This is a genomic window from Eudoraea sp., from assembly GCF_039969275.1.
In the GTDB taxonomy this organism is placed as follows: Bacteria; Bacteroidota; Bacteroidia; order Flavobacteriales; family Flavobacteriaceae; genus Eudoraea.
The window spans coordinates 231,932-249,289 of the sequence record NZ_JBDVOC010000015.1 but is presented as its reverse complement, the minus strand read 5'-3'; the positions used below and the strand labels follow the sequence as shown (position 1 = coordinate 249,289).

15 protein-coding genes are annotated in these 17,358 nt (G+C 35.4%); 9 read left to right on the top strand and 6 right to left on the bottom strand.

Annotated elements, in window-relative coordinates; translation table 11 throughout:
* Positions 1-216 precede the first annotated feature (216 nt).
* Together ABJH90_RS15165 and ABJH90_RS15160 are read left to right on the top strand one after the other, a co-directional pair.
* Entirely contained in the window at positions 217-1,044 is an 828-nt protein-coding gene (locus ABJH90_RS15165) for a class I SAM-dependent methyltransferase (protein WP_348140827.1), read from the top strand.
* 277 nt (positions 1,045-1,321) lie between these two features.
* A complete protein-coding gene (locus tag ABJH90_RS15160; protein ID WP_348140825.1) occupies positions 1,322-1,828 on the top strand; it encodes an OmpH family outer membrane protein in 507 nt (168 codons plus the stop codon).
* A 93-nt stretch (positions 1,829-1,921) separates the two neighbouring features.
* Here ABJH90_RS15160 and ABJH90_RS15155 read toward each other — a convergent pair whose 3' ends face one another.
* A complete protein-coding gene (locus tag ABJH90_RS15155; RefSeq protein WP_348140823.1) occupies positions 1,922-2,320 on the bottom strand; it encodes a DoxX family protein in 399 nt (132 codons plus the stop codon).
* A 48-nt stretch (positions 2,321-2,368) separates the two neighbouring features.
* Positions 2,369-3,526: a DNA polymerase III subunit delta' gene (locus ABJH90_RS15150; RefSeq protein WP_348140821.1), complete on the bottom strand. Its 1,158-nt coding sequence runs from the start codon at positions 3,524-3,526 to the stop codon at positions 2,369-2,371.
* Between the two features lie 107 nt (positions 3,527-3,633).
* Here ABJH90_RS15150 and ABJH90_RS15145 point away from each other — a divergent pair, with 107 nt between their 5' ends.
* The 3 genes from ABJH90_RS15145 to ABJH90_RS15135 all read left to right on the top strand — a co-directional run bounded on the left by ABJH90_RS15145 (position 3,634) and on the right by ABJH90_RS15135 (position 7,570).
* On the top strand, positions 3,634-4,827 hold the full coding sequence (locus ABJH90_RS15145; protein WP_348140819.1) for a phosphoglycerate kinase: 1,194 nt from the start codon (positions 3,634-3,636) through the stop codon (positions 4,825-4,827).
* A 117-nt stretch (positions 4,828-4,944) separates the two neighbouring features.
* On the top strand, positions 4,945-6,579 hold the full coding sequence (locus ABJH90_RS15140; RefSeq protein WP_348140818.1) for a LysM peptidoglycan-binding domain-containing protein: 1,635 nt from the start codon (positions 4,945-4,947) through the stop codon (positions 6,577-6,579).
* Positions 6,580-6,589: 10 nt separating this feature from the next.
* Complete coding sequence (locus ABJH90_RS15135) at positions 6,590-7,570, top strand: DUF4837 family protein (RefSeq protein ID WP_348140816.1); 981 nt, start codon at positions 6,590-6,592, stop codon at positions 7,568-7,570.
* Positions 7,571-7,651: 81 nt separating this feature from the next.
* On the opposite strand, the gene ABJH90_RS15130 is transcribed toward ABJH90_RS15135, so the two are convergent.
* The 4 genes from ABJH90_RS15130 to ABJH90_RS15115 form a co-directional block, all read right to left on the bottom strand.
* On the bottom strand, positions 7,652-7,822 hold the full coding sequence (locus tag ABJH90_RS15130; protein ID WP_348140814.1) for a DUF6747 family protein: 171 nt from the start codon (positions 7,820-7,822) through the stop codon (positions 7,652-7,654).
* Positions 7,823-8,065: 243 nt separating this feature from the next.
* Positions 8,066-8,236, bottom strand: a complete 171-nt coding sequence (locus tag ABJH90_RS15125) for a DUF6747 family protein (protein WP_348140812.1) — start codon at positions 8,234-8,236, stop codon at positions 8,066-8,068.
* A 212-nt stretch (positions 8,237-8,448) separates the two neighbouring features.
* Positions 8,449-11,352, bottom strand: a complete 2,904-nt coding sequence (locus ABJH90_RS15120) for an OmpA family protein (protein WP_348140810.1) — start codon at positions 11,350-11,352, stop codon at positions 8,449-8,451.
* Between the two features lie 388 nt (positions 11,353-11,740).
* Positions 11,741-11,926 carry a twin-arginine translocase TatA/TatE family subunit gene (locus tag ABJH90_RS15115; RefSeq protein ID WP_348140808.1) on the bottom strand — a complete coding sequence of 62 codons (186 nt, stop codon included), beginning with the start codon at positions 11,924-11,926 and terminating at the stop codon, positions 11,741-11,743.
* Positions 11,927-12,126: 200 nt separating this feature from the next.
* Here ABJH90_RS15115 and ABJH90_RS15110 point away from each other — a divergent pair, with 200 nt between their 5' ends.
* From ABJH90_RS15110 to ABJH90_RS15095, 4 genes are all read left to right on the top strand, one after another.
* The gene (locus tag ABJH90_RS15110) at positions 12,127-12,996 is read left to right on the top strand and encodes a M23 family metallopeptidase (RefSeq protein WP_348140806.1); all 870 of its coding nucleotides are present in this window, start codon (positions 12,127-12,129) and stop codon (positions 12,994-12,996) included.
* 5 nt (positions 12,997-13,001) lie between these two features.
* On the top strand, positions 13,002-14,498 hold the full coding sequence (locus tag ABJH90_RS15105) for a GH3 auxin-responsive promoter family protein (protein WP_348140804.1): 1,497 nt from the start codon (positions 13,002-13,004) through the stop codon (positions 14,496-14,498).
* 107 nt (positions 14,499-14,605) lie between these two features.
* Positions 14,606-16,291, top strand: a complete 1,686-nt coding sequence (locus ABJH90_RS15100; protein ID WP_348140802.1) for a hypothetical protein — start codon at positions 14,606-14,608, stop codon at positions 16,289-16,291.
* A gap of 6 nt (positions 16,292-16,297) precedes the next feature.
* A complete protein-coding gene (locus ABJH90_RS15095; RefSeq protein WP_348140800.1) occupies positions 16,298-17,293 on the top strand; it encodes a hypothetical protein in 996 nt (331 codons plus the stop codon).
* The last annotated feature ends 65 nt before the right edge of the window (positions 17,294-17,358 follow it).

The window sequence follows — 17,358 nt, the reverse complement described above, 5'->3', positions numbered from 1 at the left end:
ATGAACTATACCATTCGGCATCTAAAATACGGGAGTTCGGTTTCTGCTACTACAGCAATGATTGGAATTCACTTTTAAAATTAAGAACAGAGTACTTAAAAGCTGTAAAGTATTCGATTCTTAAGGGAGATACACAAAATAATTTCGTTTTTTCAAGACAGTGTTTTAAACTATCTTCGAAAAGCAAAAAGACATTCTAGGCGATACTTATTAAAAATGAAGAGATTTTTAAAGACCAAAGATTTTTCGGTTTCCGGTGAAGAATTCGAACTATTATTAGACACGGAATTGAATATGTTACGAACACACCCGGAGCCGAGGGACCTGGAGAATTATTATAATAGTGAAGCATATATTTCACACACAGATTCCTCAAAAACTTTAGTTGAGAAACTCTATCAATATATTAAAAGGCGCAACCTTAGGAAAAAAGTTAGACTAATTAATAAATATACCACTTCAGATAAAACACTATTGGATATTGGTGCGGGCACTGGTTCTTTCCTTGAATCCGCAAAGTATAATGGCTGGGAAACATTTGGAATTGAACCCAATAAAATGGCGAGGGACTTGGCAATTAATAAGAGTTTGGACCTAAAAGCAAACATTGATCTTTTGGAGAAAAAAAGTTTTCAGGTAATCACACTGTGGCATGTTCTTGAACATTTACCGAATTTGGATTTACAGATAAACAAAATTGTATCTCTACTAAATGAAGATGGTGCTTTGATCCTTGCAGTTCCAAATTTCCAATCTTATGATGCTAAATATTATAGAGAATATTGGGCCGCTTATGATGTTCCCAGACATCTTTCCCATTTCTCACAATTGTCTATTAAAAAGCTGTTTACTCAAAATGGGATGAGGATAGTGGAAACCAGGCCCATGATATTCGATTCCTTCTACGTCTCTCTGCTTTCCGAAAAATATAAACACGGTAAGGGAAATTTTTTAAAAGCATTTTTGGTTGGACTCAAATCAAATATAAGCGCGTGGAGAACAAAAGAATATTCATCTCTTCTTTATATTCTCAAAAAGGGATGAAAAAGCGTTTTAAAGCGTTTTAAGGTCATATTCTTCAACGCAGTATATTTTACCTAAAGTTCTTGTAATTTATCAATTATAAGAAGCTAAATAACGTCAGCAATAATAGACAATATGCATGTAAACATGAAATTACATAAACAATATCTATTGTAGATTTAAAAGACAAATAAACAGCATAGATTCTCTTTAAAGAGCAGCCAGACTAATTATTGAATAAAATTCAAAACATTACAAAAACCTTTACTATTTTTGCCGAACTAAATTTAAGGACCACATGAAGAAAATAGTTTTAGCGATTTTTATAATCGTAGCAGCAGCTTGTGAGCAAAATAAAATTGGCTTTGTTGATAACGTAAAATTGATGGATGGTTATCAGGAAAAAATTGATATAGAAGCCAGATATAAGATTAAAGCAGAAGCACTAAATAAAAGAAGAGATAGTATTTCTCAGGCATTTCAATTAGAAGCACAGGCTTTTCAGACTAAAGCTCAAAGCATGCCCCAAACTCAAGCCCAGGAAGAGTATGGTTTGTTGCAACAAAGGGGTCAGTTTATGGGCCAACAATTACAGCAGGAAGAACAACAGATACAATCCGAAGGTCAGGTAGAAATGGATAGTTTGATAAGTAAAGTAAAGAAGGAGATTAATGGCTATGGAAAAAGTAATGGCTTTACGTATATCTTAAGCGGCGGAGTTGGTGGTAGTGTGCTATATGGTACTGATACCAAGGATCTTACGCAGGACGTTTTGAAAATCTTGAACGAGAAGTACAAGAACTGATATCTGGTCTTTGTTTGCCAATGCAACTCTTATAAGAAGCTTTCTTTAAAGCCAAATGATCGGCTAATCTGATGTATCAATTTTGATTTTGATCTAAGGCTGTAGTAGAAAAACAAGGAAAATTGCCGGAATAAAATAAATTGCAATGGTTCTTGCCCCATCATAATCTTTAGCGATTCTTTGTCCAAATAGTAGCATAAGCAAGGATATACACGACAAGATTGCCCCATAAAGTGCAATGGTGTCTTCTCCGATAAAAATTAATTGATATAACCCTATAGCGCATAAAGTGGCTGAAATCATTTCTGTAAGAAGTATGGTCGCCAGCAGTAGTGGAACCAGGTTCTTTAGTGGCGTATCCTTAAAATGCCCTTGCAACCAACCTAGATTTCCCTTCCAATCAATTATTTTGTCAATACCGCTTTGTAAAAAAGTAATTATCAGGAATAGTAAGATTAAAATAGTGGCCGCATTATTCAGCATGTTTTCCATAATATATATTTTATAACAGGTTTATTATCAAGTAATTGGAATAGAATATTATGAATAGGCCGCCGGTTTATGTAATAGACGAGTTAGTCTTATGGATAGATCCGTCAATATAATTTTTGAATTTCCATTGCGCTCTATATGATATATGGCTTCTTCCAATTCGTTTACTATAGATAAAATATTTCTTTCATGAATATAAGGGGCAAATTTCTCAAGCTGAAAGCCGTCAATATGAATGCGCATATAGACCAAATCTTTGACATTATAATTCAACAGCATGGCCTGTCTCATTACAGCTAAACAATACTTTAAAAATTTTTTCTGAGTTTCTCTTCCGGTTTTGGCTACCTCTTCACTCCAGAGAATTAATTCGTGAATTGCCGCTTTATTCCCTTTTGCTTTAAACGCACTGCGTACCCATTGAACAAACCACTTTTCAAAAATTAATTCTTCAGAATCTTTGTTCATAAGATCCATGGCTTTGTTAAAATTTCCATTCGCTTCATGGGCAACTCTTAACGCTTCTTCTCTCGTTAGCCCTTTTTCTATCAATGCAACAGCAATTGCATCTTCAGATAATGGCGGAAAATGTAATGTCTGACATCTGGAACGTATCGTTTGCAGTATCTGTTCTTCGTCTTCTGCAATAAATATGAATACAGTTTTATCCGGAGGCTCTTCAATTAATTTTAGTAGTTTATTTGAAGCGGCGATATTCATAGTCTCAGCCATCCAAAGAACCATTATTTTATATCCACCTTCATAGGATTTTAAGGATAGTTTCTTTACAATATCATGAGCTTCGTCAACTCCAATATGCCCTTGTTTTTTTTCAATACCAATAAGTTGGTACCAATCAAAAAGATTACCATAAGGTTGTTCTTTTATAAATTGCCGCCATTCGTGTAAATAATTATTACTTACAGCATGCGATTTTATTTTCTCTGAATTGGATACGGGAAATGCGAAGTGAAAATCCGGATGAGATAAAGAAGTACATTTCAGGTTGCATGAATCTTCAATTGGTATGTTCTCACCACCTGAATTCTTACACAATAAATATTGAGCATAAGCAAGAGCGGTTACAAGTGTTCCGCAACCCTCAGGGCCTATAAATAATTGAGCGTGTGGTATGCGCCCCGCATCAGCACTTGACCAAAGATGATTTTTAATATGTGAAAGCCCTAAAATATCCTTAAATAACATCCCTTCAAATATATGACATTTGATTATCTAACAATAAATTAATGGAGCCGCCTTTAACTGAATTGTAATAATCTTTACATTTGCCATTCTCAAAACAATTATTCCGAATGAAAACAGTAGATGATTTTAATTTTGAAAATAAAAAAGCTTTAGTACGGGTAGATTTTAATGTTCCATTAGATGGAGATTTTAATGTAACGGATGCGAATCGAATTGAGGCAGCCAAACCAACAATAATTAAAATCTTGGAAGACGGTGGCAGTGCAGTACTTATGAGTCATCTTGGGAGACCTAAAGGAGAGAGAAATTCTGCATTATCATTATCCCATATTTGCGATAAAGTATCAGAAGTCTTAGGTGTTCAGGTGAAGTTTGTAGATGATTGCGTAGGTGAAAAGACTGAAAGAGCGGTTGCAGAATTGCAAAACGGAGAAGTGCTTTTACTGGAAAATCTTCGCTTTTATTCTGAAGAAGAACAAGGAGACGCAACTTTTGCAGAACAATTGGGACACTTAGGAGATATTTTTGTCAATGATGCTTTTGGCACAGCCCATAGAGCTCATGCATCTACGACTATAGTGGCAGGTTTTTTTCCTGATAAAAAATGTTTTGGATACCTGCTGGCAAAAGAAATCAAGGCCATAGATAAGGTTATGAAAACGGGAGAAAAACCGGTAACAGCAATACTTGGGGGAGCTAAGGTCTCCTCTAAAATTACTATTATTGAAAATATCCTGAGCAAAATAAATCACTTGATTATTGGGGGCGGGATGACCTATACTTTTATTAAAGCACAAGGGGGTAAAGTTGGTAATTCCATATGTGAAGATGATAAAATGGATCTTGCACTTTCCATACTCCAAAAAGCTAAGGAACTGGGAGTCCAGGTTCATCTCCCGGTAGATGTCATAGCAGCTGATGACTTCAATAACAATGCAAACACAAAAATTGTGGCTGTTGATGATATCCCGGATGGCTGGCAGGGTTTGGATGCCGGACCAAAGACTTTAGAGCTATTTAAAGAAGTTATACTTTCCTCCAGAACAATACTATGGAATGGTCCTGTAGGTGTTTTTGAAATGGAGAGCTTTGCGGAAGGCACCATATCTGTTGGTAATTTTATTGACGAAGCAACGAGAAATGGAGCATTTTCATTAGTTGGAGGAGGAGATTCAGTGGCTGCCGTTAAGCAATTTGGGTTTGAAGATAAAGTAAGCTATGTATCTACTGGTGGAGGCGCTATGTTGGAAAGCCTGGAAGGCAAATCTCTACCTGGAATTGCGGCAATATTAGGAGCATAAAGGCGTTATCGATTAACAGGTATTTTTGTTTTTTAAAAATAGTTTAAGAAGCAATATTTTAATGTTTCATAAAAAAATACGATTTTCGCTTACACCCTTCGGTAAAAAATCAGATTTATGACCGCAATTAGAGAAATCATTCTTTATATTTTTCTTCTTGTTTTTATTGGGCCACTATTGGCACAAAAACAAGACACAACCCCTATTTCGGAGGCCACATCCTCAATAAATAAATCGGATAAAGAAAAGGTTGAAATAATCCAAAAACCAATTTACCTTGAAGCTGTATTCAAGGAAACCCTGACAAAAAAGGACAATTCAATCGAATCTGCAGGGATAAGTGAAGGCTACAATCTTAAGGATAATTCTAAGGCTGCCAAATATGACAGTTTATGGATGAAGGAACTATATGAAAACGCAAGCCTTTATGATGACATGTATAATTATGTCTCAAACATGGAAACCGACTCCTTAAAACAACTTACCATTGATACTGATGTCTTAAAAGAACGGTTAGAATTACTTAATCAGAAAACACCATTTAACATAGCATATAATCCTTCACTGGAAAGAGTAATTCAGTCTTTTTTGTTGCGGAGACATGAATTTATGGAGCGCATGATTACAGCAAGTCAATTTTATTTTCCCATGTTTGAGCAGGAATTGGACAATTACAATATTCCTTTGGAAATTAAGTATCTGGCAATCGTGGAATCCGCTTTAAACCCAAGGGCAAAGTCAAGAGTAGGTGCTACTGGTCTTTGGCAATTTATGTATAGCACAGGTAAGATGTATGGATTGGATGTAAGTAGTTATGTAGATGAACGTAGCGACCCCATTAAATCAACTGCAGCGGCATGTAAATATCTTTCTAAACTTTATGAAACCTTTGGAGACTGGGATTTAGCTTTGGCTGCGTACAATTCAGGCCCCGGGAATGTAAACAAAGCTATTAGGAGATCGGGTGGTTATACTAATTATTGGAATATAAGAAGAAATCTTCCCAGAGAAACCGCAGGGTATGTACCGGCATTTTTAGCTACTATGTATTTGTTCGAGTATGCCAGCGAACATGGAATTAAGTTAAATAAGGCGGAACGGCCTTATTTTGAAACTGATACAGTGCATGTTAAAAACCTTATAACTTTTGATCAAATTTCAAAACTGGTAGGCGTAAGTAATGAAGAGTTAAAAGTTCTGAATCCTTCATACAAACTAGATATTATTCCCAGAATAAAAGGCAAAGAATATTTCTTACGTCTCCCAAAAGATGCTATTGGTAAATTTGTAGCCAACGAGGCAGCTATTTATGCATTCGCAGAAAAAGAGAATAAAAGCAAAGAAAGCGCCTTACCGAAATTGGTTACAGCTGAGGACAGAATACGATATAGGGTAAGAAGCGGGGATTACCTGGGTAGGATAGCTGAACGTTATGGTGTTGGTGTTAGCCAAATTAAGCGATGGAATGGCCTTAGAAGTAATAATTTAAGAGTAGGTCAACGACTCACCATATATCCCAGAAAGCCGGTAACCGTAGCTTCTTCAAGTAAAAAAGCATCTATAAAATCTACTCCCGCAGTTAGTTTTTCGGGCGATTCTAAAGTTCACACGGTAAGAGAAGGCGATTCATTATGGACTATCTCCAGAAAATATCCCGGAATTACTATTGAAAAATTACGACAATGGAACGGTATTAGCGGTAACAATCTACAGCCAGGCACAAAATTGAAACTGTGTGATTGTTCATCCTAAAATGAATTATATGAAATACTTTGGAACGCTATTTATCTCTCTTTTTTTACTGGTTTCTTGTAACGACAAAAATAAAAAGACATATAAACCTGTTTCGGTTGGCGCAATCAATTCGCTGGCTGTTGTAATGGATAACCAGCTTTGGGAAGGTAAGGTGGGCGATAAAGTAAGAGAACATTTTGCGGCACCTATAGTTGGACTTACCTGGAATGAACCTCAATTTTCTATAGAACACATGCCCCTTCAAGTATTTACGGGTATGACACGTCATAGACGTTCCGTTTTATACGTTAGTTTAGACAGCCTGGATCTGGCACATATAAAAACCGATTTGTACGCAACACCTCAAAAGGTCGGTGTAATTAAAGGGAGAACGGAAGATGAACTCATTAATAATCTGGATTCGGGGGCTGATAAAATCATTACGTCTTTTAAAAATACAGAAATGAAAGAGGCCCAAAAAAGATTTTTACGCTCTCTTAATAAAGATACAATATTACAGTCCAAATTTGACATTTCACTTAGGCTGCCATCAATTTATAAGGTGGGTAAAGAAGAAGATAATTTTGTTTGGATAGACCGTGAAATTCCCAAAGGAACTATGAATATCATTGTGTACTCTATGCCCTGGGACAGTTTTGAAAATGATTCTACTTTCGTTGGAGATATTGTAAAAATGAGGGATTCTATTGGTAAAAAGTATATTCCAGGACCAGATATACCTAATAAAACTACCTATATGGTCACGGAGAAGGCATTTGCTCCTTATGTTTTCCCAGCGGAGATTTCAGGAAAAAAAGCAGCTGAAGCGAGAGGGATCTGGGAAATTCAAAATTATCCTATGGCAGGGCCTTTTTTGACCTATATTATTAATGACAAGGAAAATAACAGAAAATTAATCCTGGAAGGCTTTACTTTTGCCCCTGCGACGAACAAGAGGGATTATATGTTTGAACTTGAAGCCATCTTAAAAACAGTTCAATTTAAATAGAAAACAAAAAGACATATATTTTAAAAAAGGCCCTGAAAATAATCTTTTCAGGGCCTTTTAGGTATATTGTATTTCTTTGAATTAATCAAATGCAAAACCGGTAGCAACTCTGAATACAAATGCATAAATAGTGATAAGTAGCAAGGCAAAGCAGAACCAGGAAAATACCTTAAAGTATTTTTTTAAAAACATGTTAGTCCAGTTTCTGAAAGCTTCTACATATATCTCTCTGAAGAGTAATATTTTTTCCATATAGTGTATTTTATGACGTTAGTTAAGACAAAGATCTCCTTAATGATTAAGTATGGTATATAAATCGGTTAAAGAGCATAAATATTTGGCGTAAGAACAGCCTTGCTTTCCAGTATCTTTGAAAGGCATGAAATAGGCGTTTAAATGCATGAAGCGCCGCCTTTATTGAAGAGTCTGAGGAAGTTATAGAAAATAAAAGAGCGCCCGGCTAAGGGCGCTCTTTGGTATTTAGGTTGCTTGGTGTTAATCGAATGCAAATCCCGTAGCTACTCTAAACAAAAATGCGTAAAGCACAATGATAAAAGAGATAAAACAAAACCAGGAAAATACTTTGAAATAATTTTTTATTATTACATGGCCGAGATTTTTGAAGGCCTCAGTATAAATTTCTTTAAAAAGTAAAATATGTTTCATAGGCTGGACTTTTAAGATGTAAGATTATATTTATAACTAAATTTTCTTTTAATACGTATTTTAGCAAGTAGCTTTGTTGTGAAAATGCCACATAGGGTTGTGAAAATCAATTGATTAAAGAGAACCCTTAAAGGAAAAACAGAGGTTTTAAGAATTCGAGTGAGTATCTATAAACAGCCGTCTTTGGAATTAATTATTCCTACTTTATACTACTACATCTTTACAATTATGAACTCTGAACGCCTGTTGAGCTGATGCTTTGCTGAACTGCACCTAACCGTACCATCACATTCGTTGAGTAATCTTTCTTCTCCATATCCTATAGCGCTTTCTATGCGATCGGGAGAAATTCCCTGTGAGATCAGATATTCCCGTGTAGATTTTGCCCTTTTATCTGACAAATATTTATTATATGCTCTTTTACCCCTGGAATCTGTGTGGGATTCAATTTTAATAACCATGGTTTTATGCTCATTCATTACCTCAACAAGTTTATCCAGTTCATTCGCAGCATCTTTTCTGATATAAAACTTGTCAAAATCGAAGAAGATCATATCTATTTTTAACTTTTTGATCCCATCTTCCAGAATAATTAGCTCTTTAAGTTTTTTCATTGATACATCGGCCTGCACCAACTCATTCTCGTTAGTAAGTATAGATTGCTCATCAATAAAATAAGCGTCTTTAACGGTTTTGAGGATATATTTTGTAGAGCTTTCAAGATCCTCGAACACAAAACTTCCATCTTCACCGGTAACTACTTCTTTTAGCTTAATATTATTTTCATCTAAAAGCATTACCAATGCTTCGGGCATTACTTCTCCGGTGACTAATTCAGTTACAACCCCTGCAATTGCGTTTTCGTTTGCTTCTTCAGGAATTAATCTTTGAAATGAATAAATATCGTCATCCCCTTTACCACCCCTTCTATTTGATGCAAAAAAGCCTTTTTGGGTTTCTTCATCTACGATATACGAGAAGTCATCTTTTTTACTGTTTACCGGCTGTCCTAAGTTCCTTACCTCCAGAAAACCTGCTTCGTCATCATAAGCAACCTCGTATATGTCCAGCCCCCCCAAGCCAACATGTCCATCTGAAGAAAAATACAGTTTCTTTTCGTTAATAAAAGGGAACATCTCCTTTCGTTCGGTGTTAATTTCCGGACCAAGATTTCTGGGTTCGGAAAATTGACCATCACCAAGTACATCAACTACAAAAATATCGGTCATCCCCATACTTCCGGGCATATCAGAAACAAAATACAGTTGCTTTCCATCATGGCTAAGGGCAGGATGGCCCGTAGAAAAATCATCGCTATTAAATGGGAGTTCTTTCCCTTCAGTCCATTCACCATCTATTTTTTTGGACATGTATATTTTCAAATTATTATTTCCGTTTTTGTCTCGTTTTAATTTTTTGCCATAATTATTTCTAGTGAAATACATCGTTTGATTGTCCTGGGAAAATGTGACGGATGCTTCATGATATTTGGTATTTATCTTTTTTGAAAATTTAATAGCATCCTTAACTTCCTGTGATTCCTTATTAATTTTAGCGACATATAGATCAAGATAGGGTTGATTGTTCCATTTATACCGTCTGGTATTAAAAAAAGAAGAATCCATAGCCGACGAAAATACCATCTTGTCATCATTATAGAACATCGGGGAGAAATCTGAATATTCAGTATTTATTGACAAATTCGCGATGTTAATTGTTTCCTCTGTATTTAATATATTATCTAAAACAATTTCATTGTGAGTTGCCCTTGATAAATCTTCCAATGCACGCGAATTTCCTTTTTTCATTTCTTTATCATATAATCGCATCAAACGTTTGGCTCGGGCATACTTCCCGGTACCCTTTGAAGAATTGGCATATTTAAAGATATTCTCTGCAGACATCTCATTCTTATAACTAGTATACAGCTTATCATACCAGTAATAAGCTCTTTCCATATTAGTATTATAATAATGTGAATCCCCGGCTTTTTCTATTATTTTAAAAGATTGAATATTAGGAGCTTGTTCCAATACTTGCTCGTAAAGTTCGGCAGCTTCGGCATACCACATTTTACTAAAGTATAAATCTGCCTTTTGAAGCAGTTTATCATTAGTAAAAATAGAAGACCCCTTTTTTAGTATTCGAGAAGGCGCAAGAGGATTAATATACTCCAGATTGACTTTATTGGAGAATTCTGAAACAGGTTTCTTATTCTCTGAGGTATGCGAATCATTTGCAGTTGCTACTTCATTTGGATCAAAGACATTCATGATCCATAATTTATCATTATAGTTTCCATCTAGATTAGACTTACAGGCATTTATTGCCTCTTCCCAGTCTTTAGATTCTTTGATATATACATAGTTTAACTCACTTTCGGGGTGAGTTGCTACTTTGGAAACCAAATTTTCTTTATTTAGCTTTTCCTGGAAAGATTTTACATTGTTAACATCTCCAAAAACACCTGCAACTATATAATAGCCATTCTTTAAACCCTTGAATCCGGGGACTATTCGGGCCGCAATTTTATTTTCCTTTGCCGCCTTAATAAATTCTTTTGATGTATTAAGTGAGTTTTCTTTTAATTCGTTGCGCTCAACATCTAACTTCTTTACGATGTGTTCCGAATTACTTCCCTGAACATTCATAATCCAAACCTCTGACTTATATTTCCCATTCATTGCTGTGGAACATGAGTTAATGGCTTCTTTCCAATTCTCATGCTGGGCCAGGGAAACATAGTTTAATTTACTAACAGGATGCGTAATGATAACAGGACTTAGTTGCTTTAGCCTCAATTTTTGAACAAATTTATTGGCGTTAGCCCGATCTCCGTAAACTCCGGCTATAATGTAATATCCGTTTTTTGCTGCTGAAAAATCTTTGACTAATCTTGTAGGGATGCCATATTCTCTGGCCATTCGTTTAAAATCAACATCAGTATTGGGTGTTGAAGTCTTAACATCACCATTGGTAACCTCAAAGTTTCTATTATGATAAGTTATTACATCTGCCGATATAATTTCGTTTATAGATTCATTCCAATGCGCACTTACCCCAATTGTTGTTAGAAATAGACTGGCAAGAAGAAGCTGTATTAATTTTGTATTCATTAGTTCAATAGCTTGGGAAATATGAATATCCGCTCTTTGACATTGTGTTTTAAATGTTTAGGCAGAGTTTCACCAACATGATTGATTTAACGACGAAATTAGACGTATTAATACTCCTTATTTATTTTTTGTTGTGAAAGAGATGTTTTTTGTCGTGTACGATCAACTTATGTATTTCATCGATAAAAAGAAAGGTGGAATATCTATTATATTCTGTGTGGAAAGTACTACAAAACGGCCTGAAACCTTGGTTGAAATTGTCTGTTAGGCCATTAAAAAAGGGAATATATAAATAAAACGACAGGTATAATATGAAGATATAATCTTTTCATATCCATAAAAAAAGGTGCCATGACTGGCACCTTTTATCTATTAAGAAATTTCTTAATTATTCTTCTTTTTTCTCCTCAAGTTGATCGTCTTCTTTAGAGGCATCTTTAAATTCTTTAATTCCACTCCCCAAACCTCTCATTAATTCAGGTATTTTTTTGCCCCCGAATAAAAGTAAAACAACCATGACGATTATGGCTATTTGCCAGGGACCTATTGCTAAAAAGGTCATTAATGATACCATAATTTTATAATTTAATGGATTACAAAGGTACTAAAAAAGTACTTATATTATTGTTAATAGTAACGGGAAGATCTATTTTAAATTGTAAAAGTCAAAAAATGTTTCCAATCCGTAAATTAAACGTAGTCTGAAATGTAGAAGACTATAAATTTAAAAGGTATTTACTGCTTAATTCAAATCGAAGTTTATCTTTGTGTTTTATGGCTAAAAAAGGAAAAAAGAGAAAAGAAATTCGGAGAAAGCTTCTTCATAAGTATCGACTGGTGATACTTAACGAAAGTACTTTTGAGGAAAAGATTTCTTTTAAGCTTAGCAGACTCAATGTATTTGTTACCGGATCCCTGTTTATTATCGGGCTTATCGGACTAACAACTTTACTCATTGCGTTTACTCCTTTAAGAGAATATATACCTGGTTATTCTTCGACTAAGCTAAAAAGACAGGCAACGGAATTAACATATAAGACAGATTCTCTGATTACAGTATTAAATTATACCAATAAGTATTTAAATAATATCCGTATGGTCCTGCGAGGGGATATTGAAAACAATCAAATTAATAGAGACTCCCTTTTTGAACAATTTAAAATTGATCCCTCCACTGTTGATCTTTCTCCTATCAGAGAGGACTCCATTCTGAGAGCAGAAGTGGCATTAGAGGATAAGTACAATCTTTTTGAAAGCAATAAAGAAGGTGAGGGCCTTGTGCTGTTTTCACCTGTAAGCGGCACAATTTCTCAGGAATATGATGCTCAAAACAAGCACTATGCTGTAGATATAGTTGCTCTTAAAGATACTCCCGTCAAAGCAGTAGCTGCTGGAACAGTAATTTTTTCAGAATGGACAACTGAAACAGGTTATGTCATAATTATGGAGCATAAAAACGGAATACTTTCAGTCTATAAACACAACGGCTCGTTGAACAAGAACCAGGGAGACTTTGTTAGGGCCGGAGAGGTTATTGCCTCTGTGGGAAACACCGGAGAATTAACTACCGGACCTCATTTACATTTTGAGCTATGGAACAAAGGTAATCCGGTAAACCCGGCTGATTATATTGATTTTAACTAGGAAAGATGTCATTTAAATCTTTAGCCGCCAGAATTTTTGCAAAATACATAGCCAGTAAGACGGCCAGGTGGGCCAGGGAACCTTTAAAAAGTCAGGAAAAGGTCTTCAAACATATCATACGAAAGGCTCAAAACACCAAATTTGGAATTGATCATAATTTTAAACAAATAAATAGCCACTCCGAATTTATAAATGAAGTCCCAATAAGAGATTATGAAGCTTTGAGGGAGTATGTAGATCAAGCTGTGGCGGGCAAGGAAAATGTTCTTTGGCCCGGAAAGCCGATCTATTTTGCAAAAACGTCAGGAACCACCTCAGGCGCCAAATATATTCCTATTACTTCCGAATCTATTAAAGAACAGGTTCTTGCCTCAAGGAATGCAATACTGAATTATATCCATGAAACCGGAAATTCTGATTTTGTTGATGGAAAGTGGATATTTCTACAGGGAAGTCCCGTATTACAAGAAAAGAACGGGATTAAACTGGGAAGATTATCAGGCATTTCTGCGCATTATGTGCCCAACTACCTTCAAAAAAACCGCTTACCCAGCTGGGAAACAAATTGTATTGAGGACTGGGAAACCAAGGTAGAAAAGATTGTTGAGGAAACAATAAATGAAGATATGACATTGATTGCGGGCATACCTTCATGGGTTCAGATGTATTTTGAAAAATTAAAATCTACAAGCGAAAAAAATGTAGGAATCCTGTTCAAAAATTTTAAACTATTTATTTATGGAGGAGTCAATTATGAACCTTATAGGGCGAAGTTTGAAGAGCTTATAGGCCGCAGAGTAGATAGCATTGAATTATTTCCGGCGAGTGAGGGATTTTTTGCGTATCAGAACACGCAAAAGGAAGAGGGAATGTTGTTATTGCTGGACTCAGGCATCTTCTATGAATTTGTTAAGGCTGATGAATTTTTTGATGATCAGCCAAAAAGGCTTACGATTGGTGAGGTAGAATTAAATACGAACTATGTAATGATAATTTCTACCAATGCAGGTCTATGGGGGTACAACCTTGGAGATACCGTTCGGTTTATTTCAATAAAGCCTTATAAAATTGTCGTTACCGGTCGCATAAAACACTTTATATCTGCTTTTGGGGAACATGTTATTGCAAAAGAGGTTGAAGTTGCAATGCAAAAGGCCGTTGATGCATGTGATGCTTCTATCAACGAGTTTACTGTAGCACCGCAAATTACACCTGAAGAGGATGAACTTCCATACCACGAGTGGTTTATCGAATTTGAACGAAAACCTTCAGATCTGTCTAAATTTATTGAGACTCTTGATACATCCCTACAAGAACAAAATAGTTATTATTTTGACCTTATTGATGGTAAAATACTTCAGCGATTAAAGGTAACTTCCATTAAAAAAGGTGGTTTTCAAAAGTTTATGAAATCTATCGGAAAATTAGGAGGTCAAAATAAAGTACAACGCCTTTCTAATGATAGGTCAGTGGCAGAAAAGTTAGCATTACAGCAAGAATAAGAACAGTAATTTTGGTTTTAGGAAGAAGTGCTTTAACCACACGATTAGACTTAATTTCATAGACCCAGTTAAATCATAAAATTTTAAATGTAATTTTGCTAAAGTCTATGGAGATAATTAAAGATAATACCAGAGCACAGGAGTCTACAAATGCTATTGAGCGGATGTATATTACTATGCGTCATTTATTCAACAGAGGCTTTTATAAACCTACCGGGGTTTCGGGAGAAACTTTGAGAAATGCCCTTTTATCCTTACATCCGGAGATTTATGGTTCACTTGCTGAAGAGAAGGCCGAACTTAATGGGCTTGTTTATGTATTGGAACGATTACCTTCCGGAATAGAGCAGTGCAGATATATTAATCTTACCTCAGATGAAGGTTATGGAAAATCTCACTTTAAGCCAATTATCCCCCCCAAGAGGAGAAGAAACTGCTATCGAATAGATAATGAGCAGATGAATGTTGAGATTACAAGAGGTCGCTCAGATATTTATGACATCCTTACGCATCTTACTTTTTTGTATATAGAAGCCGATAAGATATGCCAACGAGTATTAATTGAAGACACAAATAAGACTATTCGTGATTGGAAAAAATTGGAAAAAGCAGCTACCAAAACTAAACTTACTCAGGAGGAAAAAGAAACTGCATTAATTCATACTGCAAACATCCTGGGAAGATCATTTGTTGAGGTATTGGAAGTATATGAAAAACTGGCAACAAAGAAAGAGCCTGAACGGTTTTTGAAGATTCTGTACTGGTTAGGTAAGTTATCTATTGAGGAAGAAACAGGTGGCGAGAAAAGAGTGATTACGTTTAGCAGTATGTTAAGGGATAGACTGGGACATCATATTCACGGTGAAATATGGGCCAAAACCATAAAGAAAACCTTAAAAAAATACAATTTACTAAAAAGACCAATTCATATTATTAGTGCCAATATGCATAGCGTGGTAAATTCTTTATATGCCAGAAAAGCGCTTAGCAAAGAGTTTCCTTCAAACGGATCCCTTGAGATTTATGAAGCTCTAAGTTCCACCGATAATATTGCTTTACGCAATAAAGTAATTGCCACAGCAAAACGTAACGGTATGATTACTTTGGAAGACAGCTCAGGAACGAATATTGATGTTCAGATATTTGATATGGCGAAATTGGGTCAGGACGCCAGTTGCTATGAACTTAATACAGACCTTCCTGATGACAAAAAACCTGTTATATTTGTAATGGATTATGCCTTTGGGGAGCAGGCATACGAAACTATAGATGAACTTCTAAAACCTTATGTTTTAGAAAATGGTGAAAACATTTTTTTAGACGTGGCTTCAATTTCAATAATGGGGAAAGCAGGTATTCTTGAGGGGGGTAAAGGAGATTTAATGATTCCTTCTGCCCATATTTTTGAAGGTACAGCGGATAACTACCCCTTTAACAATGAACTTAGCGCCAACGATTTTGAAGGGAATGGCTTAAAAGTTCTTCAGGGGACCATGGTAACTGTATTAGGAACTTCCCTGCAAAATAAGGATATTCTTAGATTTTTTCACGAGTCAACCTGGCATGCTATTGGGCTGGAGATGGAAGGGGTGCACTATCAAAAAGCCATTCAGGCTGCCTCCAAGATTAGGAAAAGCATCAGGGAAAAAGTCAAAGTAAGATATGCATATTACGCGTCAGATAATCCGTTAGAATCTGGAAGTACGCTGGCCTCAGGAGGCCTGGGAACTACCGGTGTAAAACCTACCTACCTTATAACAGACAAAATTCTAAAGCAAATTTTTAATTCCTAACTAAATATGGCTGATAATCAAACAACTAATGATACCTCGTCAAATGATGAAATAGATTTGGGGCAATTATTTAATATGATTGGTAGAGGTTTTAAGAATTTGTTCAATTGGTTTTTGCGCAGTTTCCTCTATATTAAGAAGAACTTCCTGATTTTATTTGGTTTGGCTGTAGCTGGCGCAATTCTTGGATTTGGGTTAAATCAAATCGTGACTGATAAGCTTAAAACAGAGGTGATTGTAAAACCCAATTTGGAAAGTAAGGATTATTTATATGATGTAGTGAAAGAAATTCAGGCCAAAATAAAGGCTGGGGATACTACTTTTTTTAATAAAATCGGCTTTATATCGACAGACTTAAAGGGCTATGATATTACGATAGATCAAATCGTGGGCGAAACCAGCTCTGATGACAATCTTGAATATTTGGAGCTTCTGGAGAAATTTAAGGATGAAGAATTTTTTTCCGACATTATTAGATCTGAATTCCTAAGTAAGAGTTCTCTCGAACATAGAATTACATTTACCTATAAAGATCCAAAGAACGGACCAGTATTTACACAGAAGGTTGTGGAGTATATCAATTCTAATAATTACTATAGTGAATTGATCAAAATAAATCAGGAAAATGCACAAACACGAATAAGGCAAGATGAAAGCCTCTTGGTCCAGATAGATGAATTAATTACCAGATATTCGGATAAAATGGCCAGTACAGAAAGTCCATTTGTTGAACAGCGAATTATAGTAGACAATGAGAAACAATCGAATATAACTGAACTCTTTCGATTGAAAAGCAATCTTATTCGGGACATAGAAAGAAAAAAAATAGAACTGCAGGAACAAAAAAACGCTATTAGTATCATTTACTTTGGAGAGCCACAATTGGAACAAAATTCCTTTTTTGGAAAAAGGATAGTTCTACTTCCACTAATTTTTATTGCTATTTTCTTTTTGATCGATATAATCAAATTTCTCAACAAAAAGGCAAAAGAAATTCAATAATTAGTAGACGCTATTCGGGTAGATATGCATATATATTGATTAAAACTCTTAACCAGGTTCCAAAA

Excerpts from the sequence above, each read along its gene's own strand:
- ABJH90_RS15110 (WP_348140806.1), top strand. The coding sequence starts at position 12,127 with ATGGCTAAAAAAGGAAAAAAGAGAAAAGAAATTCGGAGAAAGCTTCTT.
- ABJH90_RS15145 (WP_348140819.1), top strand. The coding sequence starts at position 3,634 with ATGAAAACAGTAGATGATTTTAATTTTGAAAATAAAAAAGCTTTAGTA.
- ABJH90_RS15160 (WP_348140825.1), top strand. The coding sequence starts at position 1,322 with ATGAAGAAAATAGTTTTAGCGATTTTTATAATCGTAGCAGCAGCTTGT.
- ABJH90_RS15165 (WP_348140827.1), top strand. The coding sequence starts at position 217 with ATGAAGAGATTTTTAAAGACCAAAGATTTTTCGGTTTCCGGTGAAGAA.
- ABJH90_RS15135 (WP_348140816.1), top strand. The coding sequence starts at position 6,590 with ATGAAATACTTTGGAACGCTATTTATCTCTCTTTTTTTACTGGTTTCT.
- ABJH90_RS15150 (WP_348140821.1), bottom strand. The coding sequence starts at position 3,526 with ATGTTATTTAAGGATATTTTAGGGCTTTCACATATTAAAAATCATCTT.
- ABJH90_RS15155 (WP_348140823.1), bottom strand. The coding sequence starts at position 2,320 with ATGGAAAACATGCTGAATAATGCGGCCACTATTTTAATCTTACTATTC.
- ABJH90_RS15095 (WP_348140800.1), top strand. The coding sequence starts at position 16,298 with ATGGCTGATAATCAAACAACTAATGATACCTCGTCAAATGATGAAATA.
- ABJH90_RS15100 (WP_348140802.1), top strand. The coding sequence starts at position 14,606 with ATGGAGATAATTAAAGATAATACCAGAGCACAGGAGTCTACAAATGCT.
- ABJH90_RS15125 (WP_348140812.1), bottom strand. The coding sequence starts at position 8,236 with ATGAAACATATTTTACTTTTTAAAGAAATTTATACTGAGGCCTTCAAA.
- ABJH90_RS15115 (WP_348140808.1), bottom strand. The coding sequence starts at position 11,926 with ATGGTATCATTAATGACCTTTTTAGCAATAGGTCCCTGGCAAATAGCC.
- ABJH90_RS15120 (WP_348140810.1), bottom strand. The coding sequence starts at position 11,352 with ATGAATACAAAATTAATACAGCTTCTTCTTGCCAGTCTATTTCTAACA.
- ABJH90_RS15130 (WP_348140814.1), bottom strand. The coding sequence starts at position 7,822 with ATGGAAAAAATATTACTCTTCAGAGAGATATATGTAGAAGCTTTCAGA.
- ABJH90_RS15140 (WP_348140818.1), top strand. The coding sequence starts at position 4,945 with ATGACCGCAATTAGAGAAATCATTCTTTATATTTTTCTTCTTGTTTTT.
- ABJH90_RS15105 (WP_348140804.1), top strand. The coding sequence starts at position 13,002 with ATGTCATTTAAATCTTTAGCCGCCAGAATTTTTGCAAAATACATAGCC.